Below are 14,966 nucleotides of genomic sequence, written 5' to 3'. Positions count from 1 at the left end.
AGTCACCATGCAATACCTCAAACCCCTGGCGCTGCTTGGACTGCTGCTCGCCACTGAAGTCTCGGCCCATGGCCTGTGGACCGAAGAACGTCGTGGCAACATCGAAGTCATCTACGGCCATGGCGCCGAAGATAACGCCTTCAAGGCGCAGAAAATCAGTGGCGCGTGGGCTTATGACGTCGCCGGCAAAATGATCCCGGTGAGCGTGCAACGGCTGGCCGACCACGCCCGCCTGCAGCCGTTGAAACCGCCGGCGGTGATGGCCGTGGCGCTGGACAATGGCATGTGGTCGCAGACACCGGATAAAAAATGGATCAACGAAGGACGCAGCAAAGTACCGGGCGCCATTGAGTCGACCCAGACCTTCAAGTACAGCCTGGCGATCTACCAGCCGGGGGCGAAACTGCCGAAGCTTGATCAGATGAAGCTGCTGATTCTGCCGGAGGTTGATCCGCTGACTGTCGGGCCGGGTAAATCGTTACCGGTTCGAGTGCTGCTGGATGGTAAGCCGGCGGCGGGCGTGAAGTTGGTGGGCGACTATCGCAGCGCGCCGAATACCTTGAGCACCGAGACCGACGCAGAGGGCCGGGCGCAAGTATTGGTGCGTAATGAAGGATTGAACGTGATTGCGGCGCAGATGGAGATTTCGCTGAAGGACAACCCGGATGTGGCGACGCGTGGGCTATTCACGTCGCTGACCTTCCTTGGCGAAGCGCATCACGAGTAACACCCAAACCTTTGTGGGAGCGAGCCTGCTCGCGATAGCGGTTTTGCATTCAACATCAATGCTGAATGTTATGGCCTCATCGCGAGCAGGCTCGCTCCCACAGGATCGGGGAAGTCTTACAACTCGCCGAGGCCGTCGATCAACGCCTGATTCTGCTCTGGCGTACCAATGGAAATCCGCAGGAACTGGGCAATCCGTTCCTGCTTGAAGTGCCGAACGATCACGCCTTGCTCACGCAACTTCGCCGCCAGCCCTGCCGCATCATGTTTCGGGTGACGGGCGAAGATGAAGTTCGCCGCCGACGGCAACACTTCAAAGCCTTTCGCTTGCAGTTGCGCAACGACCTTTTCACGATTCTCGATGACCAATCGGCAGGTCTTGTCGAAGTACTCTCGATCTTCGAACGCTGCGGCTGCACCGACATTCGCCAGACGATCCAGCGGATAGGAGTTAAAGCTGTTCTTGATCCGCTCCAGCGCCTCGATCAGGTCCGGATGCCCCACCGCCAGCCCCACTCTCAGGCCGGCCAGTGAACGGGACTTGGACAGGGTCTGGGTCACCAGCAGGTTTGGATAACGATCCACCAGGCTGATCGCCGTCTCACCACCAAAATCGATGTAAGCCTCATCCACCACGACCACTGAATCCGGGCTGGCCTTGAGGATTTGCTCCACGGCATCCAGCGCCAACAGGCAGCCCGTCGGTGCGTTCGGATTCGGAAAGATGACCCCGCCGTTCGGCTTGGCGTAGTCGGCCGGATTGATCTGGAACTGCTCGTCCAGCGGCACCGCGTCGAAGGCGATGCCGTACAACCCGCAGTAAACCGGATAGAAGCTGTAACTGATGTCCGGGAACAGCACTGGATTATCGTGTTGCAGCAAGCCGTGGAAAATGTGCGCCAGGACTTCGTCGGAACCGTTGCCGAGAAACACTTGATTGTTCTGTATGCCGTAGTACTTGGCCACCGCGTTCTTCAGCAGATCACTGTTCGGGTCCGGGTACAGACGCAAATTGTCATTCAGTTCGGTCTGCATCGCCGCCAAGGCTTTTGGCGATGGTCCGTACGGGTTTTCGTTGGTGTTGAGCTTCACCAGCTTCGCCAGTTTCGGCTGCTCGCCCGGCACGTAAGGCACCAGATTCTTGACGAACGGGCTCCAGAATTTACTCATCTTCAGTTCCCCTGCCCTTGTAGAGAGTCTTCGTCAACGATGCGGTATTCGGCACTGCGCGCGTGAGCGGTCAGCGACTCGCCACGGGCCAGCACGGAAGCGGTTTTGCCCAGTTCCGACGCACCCTGCTCGGAGCAGAAGATGATCGACGAACGCTTCTGGAAGTCGTACACACCCAGCGGCGAGGAGAAACGCGCGGTGCCGGAAGTCGGCAGCACGTGGTTCGGACCAGCGCAGTAATCGCCCAAGGCTTCGGAGGTGTGACGGCCCATGAAGATCGCGCCCGCGTGGCGAATCTTCGGCAGCCAGGCTTGCGGATCGGCGACGGACAATTCGAGGTGCTCCGGTGCGATGCGGTTGGCCACTTCGATGGCTTGGTCCATGTCGCGGACCTTGATCAGCGCACCGCGGCCGTTGATTGAGGTTTCGATGATCTCGGCGCGTTCCATGGTCGGCAGCAGTTTGGCGATGCTGGCGGCGACCTTGTCGAGGAACTCGGCGTCCGGGCTGACCAGAATCGCCTGGGCGTCTTCGTCGTGTTCGGCCTGGGAGAACAGGTCCATGGCGATCCAGTCCGGATCAGTCTGGCCATCGCAGACCACAAGGATTTCGGATGGGCCGGCAATCATGTCGATACCGACCTGGCCGAATACGTGACGCTTGGCGGTGGCGACATAGATGTTGCCCGGCCCGACAACCTTGTCGACCTTCGGCACGCTTTCGGTGCCGTAAGCCAGCGCGGCAACCGCTTGGGCGCCACCAATGGTGAACACGCGATCGACCCCGGCGATGCACGCCGCGGCCAGCACCAGCTCGTTGATTTCGCCACGAGGCGTCGGCACCACCATGACCACTTCGGTCACGCCGGCCACCTTGGCCGGAATCGCGTTCATCAACACCGAGGATGGGTACGACGCCTTGCCACCGGGCACGTACAGACCGGCGCGATCCAGCGGCGTGACCTTCTGGCCCAGCACCGTGCCGTCGGCTTCGGTGTAGCTCCAGGAGTCCTGTTTCTGTTTTTCGTGATAGCTGCGTACGCGGGCCGCGGCTTTTTCCAGGGCTTCGCGCTGAGGCACGGTGATTCGGGTCAGGGCCAGCTCCAGGCGTTCGCGCGGCAGGATCAAGTCCGCCATGGACGCGACTTGCAGGCCGTCGAACTTCTGGGTGAATTCCACCAGCGCCGCATCGCCACGCTCGCGCACAGCCTTGATAATGTCCAGCACCCGCTGATTGACCGAGTCGTCAGACACACTTTCCCAGCTCAGCAGATGATCCAGATGATGTGCGAAATCCGGGTCAGCAGCGTTGAGTCGGCGAATTGCAGTCGGTGCGGTCATAGCGAGAGCCTCATAGGATTGGCAAAAAACTCAGGCGCCCGAAGCTAACATTCGATCCGCTTGGGCACCTGAGAATTCTGGCTATGAGGCGGATAGACGGCGCGACTCAAGGTCGCGCAGGTGAATCAGCCGCGGTGTCGAGACTCCACTGCCTTGCGCAGGGTGTCGATCAACGCCTGGATACGGGCGTGCTGCATTTTCATCGAAGCTTTGTTCACGATCAGCCGGGAGCTGATGTCGGCAATGAAATCCTGGGGTTCCAGGCCATTGGCGCGCAGGGTATTGCCGGTGTCGACCACGTCGATGATCTTGTCTGCCAGACCGATCAGCGGCGCCAGTTCCATCGAGCCATAGAGCTTGATGATGTCGACCTGACGACCCTGTTCGGCGTAGTAGCGCTTGGCAACGTTGACGAACTTGGTCGCCACACGCAGGCGGCCCTTAGGCTCGACATCGCCGACACGGCCGGCGGTCATCAGCTTGCAAAGGGCAATTCGCAGGTCCAGAGGCTCGTACAGACCCTGGCCGCCATATTCCATCAGCACATCTTTACCGGCGACGCCCAGGTCCGCGGCACCATGCTCGACGTAAGTCGGCACATCGGTGGCGCGCACGATCAGCAGACGCACATCGGCCTGGGTCGTGGGGATGATCAGCTTGCGGCTCTTGTCCGGATTCTCGGTCGGCACGATGCCCGCTTCAGCCAGAAGCGGCAGGGTGTCGTCAAGGATGCGGCCCTTGGACAGTGCGATGGTCAACATGGGAAACGTCAGTCCTTATCAAGGTACTCATGCCCGGACGCAAATGGCGCCGGACACACATCGAGCCGGAACCCGGCTCGACTTCAACAAATCAACGGGCGCATCCATGCACCCATGCAGCAGAAACTAGCCCGGTACGCGGCGGATCTTGGCGCCGAGCATCTGTAGTTTCTCTTCGATGCACTCGTAACCACGGTCGATGTGGTAGATGCGATCGATCAGGGTGTCGCCTTCGGCGATCAACGCCGAGATCACCAGACTGGCCGAAGCACGCAGGTCGGTGGCCATGACTGGCGCGCCTTTCAGCTTCTCGGTACCGGTGACGATGGCGGTGTTGCCTTCGACCTGGATCTTGGCGCCCATGCGGTGCAGTTCGTAAACGTGCATGAAACGGTTTTCGAAGATCGTCTCGATCACCGCGCCTGTGCCTTCGGCAATGGCGTTGAGGGAGATGAACTGTGCCTGCATGTCGGTCGGGAACGCCGGGTACGGAGCAGTCCGCACGTTGACGGCTTTAGGCCGCTTGCCGTGCATGTTCAGCTCGATCCAGTCTTCGCCGCAGGTGATTTCGGCGCCTGCTTCACGGAGTTTTTCCAGAACGGCTTCGAGGATGGTCGGATCGGTGTCCTTGACCTTCACGCGACCGCCCGTTACCGCCGCCGCCACCAGGTAGGTGCCGGTTTCGATACGGTCAGGCATCACTTTGTAGGTGGCCGGGTGCAGACGCTCGACGCCATCGATGGTGATGGTGTCGGTGCCGGCGCCAGTGATCTTGGCACCCATGGCGATCAGGAAGTTCGCCAGGTCGATGACTTCAGGCTCGCGCGCGGCGTTAGCCAGAACGCTGCGGCCCTTGGCCAGTGCAGCGGCCATCATGATGTTTTCGGTACCGGTCACGCTGACGGTGTCGAAGAAGAAGTGCGCACCGCGCAAGCCACCTTCAGGCGCCTTGGCCTTGATGTAGCCGCCTTCGACGTCGATGACCGCGCCCATGGCTTCGAGGCCACGGATGTGCAGGTCAACCGGACGCGAACCAATGGCGCAACCGCCAGGCAGTGCGACTTCGGCTTCACCGAAACGGGCAACCATCGGGCCCAGCACCAGGATCGACGCACGCATGGTTTTAACCAGTTCGTACGGAGCGATCAGGGTCTTGATGGTGCGCGGGTCGATTTCGACGCTAAGCTTCTCGTCGATCACCGGCTCGATGCCCATGCGACCGAACAGCTCGATCATGGTGGTGATGTCGTGCAGGTGTGGCAGGTTGGCAACCGTAACCGGGCCATCGCACAGCAGGGTTGCAGCCAGGATCGGCAGGGCAGAGTTCTTTGCCCCGGAGATGCGGATTTCGCCATCAAGACGAACGCCACCGGTAATAATCAATTTATCCATAAGAATCTCGACGCCCTTGGGCTCAGGTGCGCTCGGCCCAGGCCGCGCTGCTGAAAAATTTCATAGTGACCGCATGGATGCTGCCATCGGTGATCCATGGGTTCAAATGGGCATAGATCTGCTGCTGACGCTTCACCGGGCTCAACGCCGCCAGTTCATCGCTAATCACGTTCAGCTGAAAGTTGCAGCCTTCGCCTTCAACTTCTACCAACGTTCCGGGCAGCTTTCCTTCAAGGAAGCTCTTCACTTCTACGGCCTGCATGCTCAACCTCAATCGGCGCCCTGTGCGCGCGGGTCGGACATCATACAAAAAAGCCCCGCGCCTGCGAACCCCGCGAAGCAGGACTCTGACGGGGGGCTTCTTTATAGATGCGGTTAGGGATGCGCCAACAGCTCGGTCAGTTCGCTGACCTGAGCGATTTCGCGCATGTCTTCTGGCATCCCACGGATGCTCCACGCCTTGCCGGCCGCCTCTGCATCACGCATGAAGCACAGCAGCAGCGACAAGCCGACACTGCTGGACTTCAACACCGCCGAGCAATCGACCACCAGTGTGGCGGCCTTGCTGGATTTTATCAGCGCCTGCCCTTGCTTGCGCAGCCCGGGGCCGGTGCGGTAATCCAGCATGCCGCTGAGCATCAGTTCGCCTGATTCGCTCATGCGAATGGCCGACACACTCATTGGGCTGGCTTCTCGGTGGTTTCCTGGGATTTGGCGGTTTCCTTGGCTTTGGCGACTTCCCCGGCCCAACCATTGATGGTCTTGTCCAGGTCGTTGCCATTGCGCTGCATCGCATCAGCGAACTGATCGCGGAACAGCTTGCCGATGTTGATGCCGTTGATGATTACGTTGCGCAGCTTCCACTCGCCATTGATCTTTTCAAGTGTGTAAGACACAGGATAGACCGCGCCATTGCTGCCTTTGACTGTCATGGCTACGCTTGTGCGGTCTCCGGACTCGTCCTTGGCAGGATCAACGGTGATGCCCTGGTTGTTGTACTCGAGCAAGGCATTGCCATAGAACTGGAACAGACCCTTTTTGAAGTTTTCCTGAAACGTCTTCATTTGCGCAGGCGTGGCTTTGCGCGAGTATTTGACCGTCATGATGCTCTTGGAAATGCCCTCGGCATCCACAACAGGTCCGACGATGGTGTTCAGCGCCGTATAGAAGTCTTGCGGGTCTTGCTTGTACTTCTCTTTATTGGCCGACAGATCGGCAAGTAACCGATTGGTGGTGTCCTGCACGATATCGTGCGCTGAGGGCGCCGCCACGGCGTTAGCCATCAACGGCAGGGCCGCGAGTAATACCAACAGGCCACGTCGCAAGGTAGAGATCATTCAAAAGCTCCTCATTTGGCGTCTTTACTAACGGTATTGAGCAGAAATTTACCGATCAGGTCTTCGAGTACCAGCGACGACTGCGTGTCGTGGATGGTTGAGCCATCCTTGAGCAAGGCTTCTTCCCCGCCCACGCTGAGACCGATGTACTTCTCGCCCAACAGGCCAGCGGTCAGGATAGATGCAGTGGAGTCAGTCGGCAGGTTATCTACGCGCTTTTCCAGCTGCATGGTCACTCGACCGGTGAAACTGTCGCGGTCCAGATCGATCGCCGTGACCTTGCCGATGGTCACACCGGCCATGGTCACTTTAGCTCTGACCGTCAAACCGGCGATATTGTCGAAATACGCATAAAGTTTATAAGTGTCGGTGGTTGCACTCGGGGACAGGCCACTTACCCGCAACGCCAGCAACAACAAAGCCAGGATGCCAGCCAGCAAGAAAAGGCCGACACCGATTTCCAGGGTGCGGTTTTGCATCAGAAATCTCCAAACATCAAGGCGGTCAGAATAAAGTCCAGGCCGAGTACTGCCAATGAGGCATACACCACGGTCTTGGTAGTGGCACGACTGATCCCCTCGGAAGTGGGCTCGCAGTCATAGCCTTGGAATACGGCGATCCAGGTCACGACAAAGGCGAAAACGATGCTTTTGATGATGCCGTTGAGCACATCGTCTGCAAAGGTCACGCTGTTTTGCATGTTTGACCAGTAGGAACCTTCATAGACACCCAGCCAGTCGACGGCCACCCACGAACCACCCCAGATGCCAACCACGCTGAAGATCATCGCCAGCACCGGCAGGGAAATGAAGCCGGCCCACAGGCGCGGGGCAATGATGTATTTGAGCGGGTCGACACCAATCATTTCCAGACTGGACAACTGCTCGGTGGACTTCATGTTGCCGATTTCGGCAGTCAATGCCGAACCGGCGCGCCCGGCGAACAGCAATGCCGTGACCACGGGCCCCAGTTCGCGCAAAAGCGTCAGCGCAACCATCTGGCCAACCGCCTGCTCCGAACCATAGCTGGATAGAATATTGAAGCCTTGCAGCGCCAGCACCATGCCGATGAATACCCCGGAGACCACGATGATCACCAGGGACATTACGCCCACCGAATGCAGTTGCTTGATCAGCAAGCCAAAACCGCCGCCAATGCCGCCACGGCCAAGCAAGGCATGAAACAGGAATATCGCCGAACGGCCGAACACCCCCAGCACGTCAATGCCAGAGTGGCCGAACCGGCGAACCCGTTCTATCAGTGAAATCTTGCGCATCAATGCTTCCCCAGAAGATCTGCGCGGTAATCCGTCGCTGGAAAGTGATAGGCGACCGGACCGTCAGGCTCGCCTGTCATGAATTGACGGATGCGTGGCTCCTGCGAGTTCATCAGCTCCTCGGGGGTGCCCTGTCCCAACACCTGGCCTTCGCCGACGACGTAGATGTAATCGGCAATGCTCGCGGTCTCGGCCAGGTCGTGGGAAACCACGATACTCGTGATGCCCAGCGCGTCATTGAGCAGACGGATCAGACGCACCAGCACGCCCATGGCGATAGGGTCCTGGCCGACGAAGGGTTCGTCATACATGAGGATCTGTGGATCAAGGGCAATCGCCCGGGCCAGCGCAACACGGCGCTTCATGCCGCCGGACAATTCGTCAGGCATCAGGTCGATGGCGCCACGCAAGCCCACGGCCTGCAACTTGAGCAGGACAATGTCGCGGATCATTTCTTCCGGCAGTTCGGTATGAACGCGTAGCGGAAAAGCGACGTTCTCGAACACATCGAGATCGGTAAACAGTGCGCCACTCTGAAACAGCACGCCCATGTGCTTGCGCGCATCGAACAGATCGCTGCGCGACAATTTCGGCAGGTTCTGACCGTTGACCCAGACTTCGCCCTTGGTAGGCCGCAACTGTGCGCCCATCAGCCGCAACAGCGTGGTCTTGCCACACCCGGAAGGTCCCATGATGCCGGTGACCTTGCCGCGCGGGATACGTATATCGACGTTATTGAAAATGCTGCGCGTTCCGCGCTTGAAGGTCAGTCCCTTCAGCTCGACCGCGTAGGCGTTATCGGCACTCATCTAAACTCCTTGCGATGCAGCCTCTCACTCGGACGCCTGGCTTTCTGGCGAAAGCACATACCTCCCGGGCAGGCGGAACTGGCGGCGAACTATATCACTGCAAAGGCCATGCGCCCAAGGCCCAAGCCGGGCCATGTTGAGCAACATGACGGGGTAAAAGCTTCTATTCAGGTGTATTCGGTAACACGGAATGACAAAGCGCGACGAACTTGCGTGAGGGTTTCAATCATTACCGCTATAATCGCCGCCTTTTCATCAGGCTATACGATTTCTGACATGAGCCAATCCAGCGACCTGATTCAATCTGCACAACGCACCATCCGCCTCGAACTGGAAGCCGTACAAGGCTTGCTGCCCCATATCGACGCAGATTTCGTACGTGCCTGCGAGATGATTCTGGCCAGCAAAGGCCGCGTGGTTGTGGTCGGCATGGGCAAGTCGGGGCACATCGGCAACAAAATCGCCGCCACCCTGGCCAGCACCGGCACTACGGCCTTTTTCGTACACCCGGCCGAAGCCAGCCACGGTGACATGGGCATGATCACTCGCGACGACATCATCCTGGCGCTGTCGAACTCCGGTTCCACCAATGAAATCGTCACCCTGCTGCCGCTGATCAAGCGACTGGGCATTCAATTGATCAGCGTGACCGGCAATCCCGACTCCCCGCTGGCCAAGGCTGCCGAGGTCAATCTCAACGTTCACGTCGAGCACGAAGCCTGCCCACTGAACCTGGCACCGACCTCGTCGACCACTGCCGCGCTGGTCATGGGCGACGCCCTGGCCGTTGCGCTGCTGGAAGCCCGCGGTTTTACCGCTGAAGATTTCGCCTTTTCCCACCCCGGTGGCGCGCTTGGCCGACGCCTGCTGCTGAAAGTGGAAACCGTCATGCACTCCGGCGCAGAGCTGCCCCAGGTGCAACGTGGCACGCTACTCAAGGACGCTTTGATGGAAATGACCCGCAAGGGCCTGGGCATGACCGCCATCATTGAAGCCGATGGCAAACTCGCCGGGATTTTCACCGACGGCGATTTGCGCCGCACCCTCGACCGCGCCATCGATATCCATCATGCCACCATCGACGAGGTCATGACCGCTCACGGCAAGACCGCCCGTCCCGACATGCTGGCAGCCGAGGCCCTGAAAATCATGGAAGACCATCGAATCAACGCGCTGGTGGTGGTGGACAAGGAGGATCGTCCGATTGGCGCCTTCAACCTGTCCGATCTGCTGCGCGCAGGAGTAATGTAATGACCACCGACCTGCTGCAACGCGGCAAGAACATCAAGCTGGCGGTTTTCGACGTCGATGGCGTCCTGACCGACGGACGCCTGTATTTCCTCGAAGACGGCAGCGAATTCAAGACGTTCAGCACCCTCGACGGCCAAGGCATCAAGATGTTGATGGCAGCTGGCGTGCAGACCGCTATCATCAGCGGCCGCAAGACCCCGGTGGTCGAGCGACGAGCGAAGAACCTCGGCATTCCACACCTGTACCAGGGTCGCGAAGACAAACTGGTGGTGCTCGACGAGCTTCTTGCCCAACTCAACCTAAGCTATGAACAAGTCGCTTACCTCGGCGACGACCTGCCGGACCTGCCGGTGATTCGCCGCGTCGGTTTGGGCATGGCGGTGGCCAATGCTGCCAGTTTCGTGCGTGAACACGCTCACGGCATCACCCTGGCCCGCGGTGGCGAGGGTGCCGCTCGCGAATTCTGCGAATTGATCCTGCGCGCCCAGGGCCGCCTTGATGCGGCCAACGCCGCGTACCTGTGAGCCAACTATGCTGAGCAAAAAGATTCGCAAATTCCTGGTGTTCGGTTGCATCGCAGCAATATTCGCGGCGGTCGGCTACTGGAACATCAGCCCGGAACGCTTTCTCGACAAACCGGTAGTAAAGGTCGATGAAACCGCGATCGACTATTACGCCGTCAATGCCCACAGCGTGCAGTACCTGCCGGATGGCAAATTGCAGTACGAAATGACATCTGACAAGGTCGAACACCTGAAAGCGACCGAAGTGACGTTACTGACCAATCCCGACCTGAACATGTTTCGCGGCACCGAGTTCCCCTGGCATGTCCAGAGCGAGAAGGGTGAAGTCAATCCGGACGGCACTCAGGTCGAGCTGATCGATTCGGTGCGCATCACCCGCTTCGACGAGAAAAACCGCAGAACCCTGATTACCACCACCCGCATGACAGTGTTCCCGCAGCAGCAATATGCGCAGACCGAGCAACCCGTTAGAATCGACGGCGCTGGTGGTGTGTCGACCGGCAAGGGAATGAAAGCGTATTTGAAAGAAAGCAGGATACACCTGCTATCGAACGTAAGAGGACAGTATGAGGCTCGTTAAAACCCTCCCTATTTTGCTCGGTCTGGGCGCAGCACTGGGAAGCGTGAGCGCCTGGGCTCTGCCGGAAGATCAACAGCAGCCTATCCGCATCCAGGCCGACGACGCCCAACTGGACGACAAACAAGGTATCGCCACCTACAAAGGTGATGTGATCATCACCCAGGGTTCGATGAAGGTCACCGGCAATACCGTGACCATCACCCGCACCCCGGCCGGCGACATTGACGTAGTGACTTCAGTGGGCAACCTTGCTTACTTCGAGCAACTGCAAACTGCGGGCGACACCAAGCCGGTTCAGGGTTACGGGGTGACTATCCAGTACCACGCCTCGCAAAACCGCGTCGTGCTGATCGATCGCGCCAAGGTCATCGACAAAGATAACAACGTCACCCAAGGCGAGAAAATCGTCTACGACACCGAGAAAAAGCTCGCGAGCGCCGGTCGTGCCACAGGCAACAAGGTCACCGAGTCGCGTCCGCGCATCGACATGGTGATCCAGCCGAAAAAGAAAACCGACGAGCAAAAGGCCCAGTAATGGCAACTCTGAAAGCTCAGCATCTGGCCAAGAGCTACAAGAGCCGCCAGGTCGTGCGCGACGTCAGCCTGTCCATCGACAGCGGTCAGATCGTCGGACTGCTAGGTCCCAACGGCGCCGGCAAGACCACCTGCTTTTACATGATTGTCGGCCTGGTACAGGCCGATCAGGGTCGCGTACTGATCGACGACCTGGACGTCAGCCACCAGCCGATGCACGGTCGTGCGAAGGCCGGTATCGGCTATCTTCCGCAGGAAGCATCGATCTTCCGCAAACTCTCGGTAGCCGACAACATCATGGCGATCCTCGAGACCCGCAAGGAGCTCGACAAGACCGGTCGTCGCAAGGAGCTGGAAAGCCTGCTGCAGGAATTCCACATCCACCACATTCGCGACAACCTTGGCATGAGCCTGTCCGGTGGTGAACGCCGCCGCGTGGAGATTGCCCGGGCACTGGCCACCAATCCGAAATTCATCCTCCTCGACGAACCCTTCGCCGGCGTGGACCCGATTTCGGTGGGCGACATCAAGCAGATCATCCATCACCTCAAAGCCAAGGGCATTGGCGTATTGATCACTGACCACAACGTCCGTGAAACCCTGGATATCTGCGAAACCGCCTACATCGTCAACGATGGCCAACTGATCGCCGAAGGTGACTCTGCCACCATCCTCGCCAACGAACTGGTCAAGGAAGTGTATCTGGGCCATGAATTCCGCCTGTAAGGGCTGATGTGCCTGGCTCGCTGACACAGCGCCCGACTCAATAAAAAATCAATATGTTTTTATTGTTACGGCGCTCTAGGCAAACACTTCAGTTTCAGGCATATAATTTGCTTATGTTTGGCGCTTCGGCGCCCTGTAGTGGATGGCGCATGTGCGCCGGCGAATAAGGTGTTAAGCCCCTGCCATGAAACCATCGCTAGTCTTGAGAATGGGCCAGCAGCTGACGATGACACCGCAGCTGCAACAGGCCATCCGCCTGCTCCAATTGTCGACCCTGGACCTGCAACAGGAAATCCAGGAGGCGCTGGAGTCCAATCCGATGCTCGAACGCCAGGAAGAAGGCGACGACTTCGATAATGCCGACCCCTTGGCCGACAAAGCCGAACAGCTACCCAACGCCGATGTTTCGGAACCCTCCTACCAGGAAACCGCCCCGACGGTGGATAACCTTGAGGAAGGCGACTGGAACGAGCGCATCCCCAACGAACTGCCCGTCGATACCGCATGGGAAGACGTCTACCAGACCAGCGCCAGCAGCTTGCCAAGCAACGATGACGATGAGTGGGACTTCACCACCCGTACATCGGCCGGCGAAAGCCTGCAAAGCCATTTGCTGTGGCAACTGAACCTGGCACCGATGTCCGACACCGATCGCCTGATCGCCGTGACCTTGATCGACTGCATCAATAATCAAGGCTATCTGGACGAATCCCTCGAGGAGATCCTCGAAGCCTTCGATCCGGAACTGGACATTGAACTGGACGAAATCGAAGCCGTCCTGCACCGCATCCAGCAATTCGAACCGGCCGGCATCGGCGCCCGCAACCTGGGCGAATGCCTGCTGCTGCAATTGCGCCAGTTGTCCGCGAAGACGCCTTGGCTGGTCGAGGCCAAACGCCTGGTCACCGATTACATCGACCTGCTCGGCAGCCGCGACTACAGCCAGCTGATGCGTCGCATGAAGCTCAAGGAAGACGAACTGCGCCAGGTGATAGAACTGGTCCAGAGCCTCAACCCGCGTCCGGGCTCGCAGATCGAGTCCAGCGAAGCCGAGTACGTCGTTCCCGATGTGATCGTGCGCAAGGACAACGAGCGCTGGTTGGTGGAGCTCAATCAGGAATCGGTGCCACGTCTGCGGGTGAATGCCCAATACGCCGGTTTTGTGCGCCGCGCCGACACCAGCGCCGACAACACCTTCATGCGCAATCAGTTGCAAGAGGCCCGCTGGTTCATCAAGAGCCTGCAAAGCCGCAACGAGACCCTGATGAAAGTTGCCACTCAGATCGTCGAGCATCAGCGCGGCTTTCTTGAATACGGCGACGAAGCCATGAAGCCGCTGGTCTTGCATGACATTGCCGAAGCGGTGGGCATGCACGAATCGACGATTTCACGGGTGACCACGCAAAAATTCATGCATACCCCCCGGGGCATATATGAACTGAAATACTTTTTCTCCAGCCACGTGAGCACCTCCGAGGGCGGTGAATGCTCGTCCACGGCGATCCGCGCGATCATCAAAAAACTGGTTGCCGCGGAAAATCAGAAAAAGCCGTTGAGTGACAGCAAGATCGCTGGTTTACTGGAGGCACAAGGCATTCAGGTGGCTCGCCGCACCGTCGCCAAGTACCGCGAATCTCTTGGGATCGCGCCTTCGAGCGAACGCAAGCGGTTGATGTAGAGCCACGCCACAGCGTTCCAGTGGTAGATCATCTGATCTACCGCTTTATGCACTGGCAACGAAGGAGAAGCTGTATGCAAGTCAACATCAGTGGACACCAACTGGAAGTGACCGAACCTCTTCGCACCTACATCGGCGAAAAACTCGAACGATTAGAGAGGCATTTCGACAAGATCACCAACGTGCAGGTCACGATGACGGTTGAAAAGCTCAAGCAGAAAATCGAAGCCACGTTGCATATTCCCGGCAATGAAGTGGTCGCAAACGCGGAGCATACTGATATGTACGCGGCGATCGACGCATTGACCGACAAGCTGGATAAACAACTCAAAAAGCATAAGGAAAAGACCCAGAGCCTCCTCCAGGGCGCAACCGGTCGTTAACACTCCCAACCCATGATCCGACTTGAAAGCATCCTGACCCCCGGCCGTTCCCTCGTGAACGTGCCGGGCGGCAGTAAAAAGAAAGCCCTCGAGCAAATTGCCAACCTAATCCATCGCGAAGTGCCGGATCTGGAGATGCAAGATGTCTTCGAGGCTCTGATTGCCCGTGAAAAACTCGGTTCCACCGGTTTTGGCAACGGCATCGCCATCCCCCACTGTCGCCTGAAGGGCTGCACCTCGCCCATCAGCGCCTTGATGCACCTGGACGCCCCCATCGATTTCGACGCCATCGACGGTGCCCCGGTTGACCTGCTGTTCGTTCTGCTGGTCCCGGAAGCCGCCACCGATGCGCACCTGGAGCTACTGCGCCAGATCGCCAGCATGCTCGACCGCAAGGAAGTGCGCGAGAAACTGCGCAGTGCCCCGAGCAATGAAGCCTTGTATCAGGTTGTCCTGAGCGAGCAAAACGGTCACTAATC

General features: G+C 58.6%; 19 protein-coding genes. 9 read left to right on the top strand and 10 right to left on the bottom strand.

The genetic code is table 11. From position 1 onward, the window contains the following. The first annotated feature begins 7 nt into the window (after positions 1-7). Positions 8-727 carry a DUF4198 domain-containing protein gene (locus FQ185_RS15520; RefSeq protein WP_149418166.1) on the top strand — a complete coding sequence of 240 codons (720 nt, stop codon included), beginning with the start codon at positions 8-10 and terminating at the stop codon, positions 725-727. Positions 728-843: 116 nt separating this feature from the next. On the opposite strand, the gene hisC is transcribed toward FQ185_RS15520, so the two are convergent. From hisC to FQ185_RS15465, 10 genes are all read right to left on the bottom strand, one after another. Beyond that, positions 844-1,896, bottom strand: a complete 1,053-nt coding sequence (hisC, locus tag FQ185_RS15510; RefSeq protein WP_149418164.1) for a histidinol-phosphate transaminase — start codon at positions 1,894-1,896, stop codon at positions 844-846. A 2-nt stretch (positions 1,897-1,898) separates the two neighbouring features. Next, positions 1,899-3,236, bottom strand: a complete 1,338-nt coding sequence (hisD, locus tag FQ185_RS15505) for a histidinol dehydrogenase (protein ID WP_149418163.1) — start codon at positions 3,234-3,236, stop codon at positions 1,899-1,901. Between the two features lie 125 nt (positions 3,237-3,361). Further along, on the bottom strand, positions 3,362-3,997 hold the full coding sequence (gene hisG, locus FQ185_RS15500; RefSeq protein WP_007901570.1) for an ATP phosphoribosyltransferase: 636 nt from the start codon (positions 3,995-3,997) through the stop codon (positions 3,362-3,364). Between the two features lie 126 nt (positions 3,998-4,123). After that, a complete protein-coding gene (murA, locus tag FQ185_RS15495; protein ID WP_059403262.1) occupies positions 4,124-5,389 on the bottom strand; it encodes a UDP-N-acetylglucosamine 1-carboxyvinyltransferase in 1,266 nt (421 codons plus the stop codon). A 22-nt stretch (positions 5,390-5,411) separates the two neighbouring features. Next, the gene (locus FQ185_RS15490; protein WP_007912386.1) at positions 5,412-5,651 is read right to left on the bottom strand and encodes a BolA family protein; all 240 of its coding nucleotides are present in this window, start codon (positions 5,649-5,651) and stop codon (positions 5,412-5,414) included. Between the two features lie 113 nt (positions 5,652-5,764). After that, complete coding sequence (locus FQ185_RS15485) at positions 5,765-6,070, bottom strand: lipid asymmetry maintenance protein MlaB (RefSeq protein WP_149418162.1); 306 nt, start codon at positions 6,068-6,070, stop codon at positions 5,765-5,767. After that, positions 6,067-6,726: a phospholipid-binding protein MlaC gene (locus tag FQ185_RS15480; protein WP_149418161.1), complete on the bottom strand. Its 660-nt coding sequence runs from the start codon at positions 6,724-6,726 to the stop codon at positions 6,067-6,069. Before FQ185_RS15480 ends, FQ185_RS15485 begins: the two co-directional genes overlap by 4 nt. Positions 6,727-6,737: 11 nt before the next feature. Further along, the gene (gene mlaD / locus FQ185_RS15475) at positions 6,738-7,205 is read right to left on the bottom strand and encodes an outer membrane lipid asymmetry maintenance protein MlaD (RefSeq protein WP_123365278.1); all 468 of its coding nucleotides are present in this window, start codon (positions 7,203-7,205) and stop codon (positions 6,738-6,740) included. Next, positions 7,205-8,002, bottom strand: a complete 798-nt coding sequence (gene mlaE, locus FQ185_RS15470) for a lipid asymmetry maintenance ABC transporter permease subunit MlaE (protein ID WP_008150745.1) — start codon at positions 8,000-8,002, stop codon at positions 7,205-7,207. The genes mlaD and mlaE overlap by 1 nt, the downstream gene beginning before the upstream one ends. Continuing rightward, entirely contained in the window at positions 8,002-8,811 is an 810-nt protein-coding gene (locus FQ185_RS15465; RefSeq protein WP_149418160.1) for an ATP-binding cassette domain-containing protein, read from the bottom strand. The genes mlaE and FQ185_RS15465 overlap by 1 nt, the downstream gene beginning before the upstream one ends. Before the next feature lie 276 nt (positions 8,812-9,087). Here FQ185_RS15465 and FQ185_RS15460 point away from each other — a divergent pair, with 276 nt between their 5' ends. The 8 genes from FQ185_RS15460 (at position 9,088) to ptsN (ending at position 14,964) form a co-directional block, all read left to right on the top strand. Next, complete coding sequence (locus FQ185_RS15460; RefSeq protein WP_149418159.1) at positions 9,088-10,062, top strand: KpsF/GutQ family sugar-phosphate isomerase; 975 nt, start codon at positions 9,088-9,090, stop codon at positions 10,060-10,062. After that, positions 10,062-10,586, top strand: a complete 525-nt coding sequence (locus FQ185_RS15455) for an HAD family hydrolase (RefSeq protein ID WP_149418158.1) — start codon at positions 10,062-10,064, stop codon at positions 10,584-10,586. Before FQ185_RS15460 ends, FQ185_RS15455 begins: the two co-directional genes overlap by 1 nt. A gap of 7 nt (positions 10,587-10,593) precedes the next feature. Further along, positions 10,594-11,166, top strand: a complete 573-nt coding sequence (gene lptC / locus FQ185_RS15450) for an LPS export ABC transporter periplasmic protein LptC (RefSeq protein WP_149418157.1) — start codon at positions 10,594-10,596, stop codon at positions 11,164-11,166. Beyond that, positions 11,153-11,701 (top strand): lipopolysaccharide transport periplasmic protein LptA, encoded by a 549-nt coding sequence (gene lptA / locus FQ185_RS15445; protein ID WP_149418156.1) that lies wholly within the window; start codon positions 11,153-11,155, stop codon positions 11,699-11,701. Before lptC ends, lptA begins: the two co-directional genes overlap by 14 nt. After that, positions 11,701-12,426: an LPS export ABC transporter ATP-binding protein gene (gene lptB, locus FQ185_RS15440; protein WP_149418155.1), complete on the top strand. Its 726-nt coding sequence runs from the start codon at positions 11,701-11,703 to the stop codon at positions 12,424-12,426. The genes lptA and lptB overlap by 1 nt, the downstream gene beginning before the upstream one ends. Positions 12,427-12,610: 184 nt before the next feature. After that, complete coding sequence (locus FQ185_RS15435; protein WP_149418154.1) at positions 12,611-14,104, top strand: RNA polymerase factor sigma-54; 1,494 nt, start codon at positions 12,611-12,613, stop codon at positions 14,102-14,104. Positions 14,105-14,178: 74 nt separating this feature from the next. Further along, on the top strand, positions 14,179-14,487 hold the full coding sequence (hpf, locus tag FQ185_RS15430) for a ribosome hibernation-promoting factor, HPF/YfiA family (protein WP_007941242.1): 309 nt from the start codon (positions 14,179-14,181) through the stop codon (positions 14,485-14,487). Positions 14,488-14,499: 12 nt separating this feature from the next. Continuing rightward, a complete protein-coding gene (gene ptsN / locus FQ185_RS15425; RefSeq protein ID WP_149418153.1) occupies positions 14,500-14,964 on the top strand; it encodes a PTS IIA-like nitrogen regulatory protein PtsN in 465 nt (154 codons plus the stop codon). The last annotated feature ends 2 nt before the right edge of the window (positions 14,965-14,966 follow it).

The sequence above is a fragment of the Pseudomonas sp. ANT_H12B genome (genome assembly GCF_008369325.1).
GTDB lineage: Bacteria > Pseudomonadota > Gammaproteobacteria > Pseudomonadales > Pseudomonadaceae > Aquipseudomonas.
Note: the sequence above shows the minus strand (reverse complement) of the source record. Positions and strands in the feature narration are given on the sequence as shown.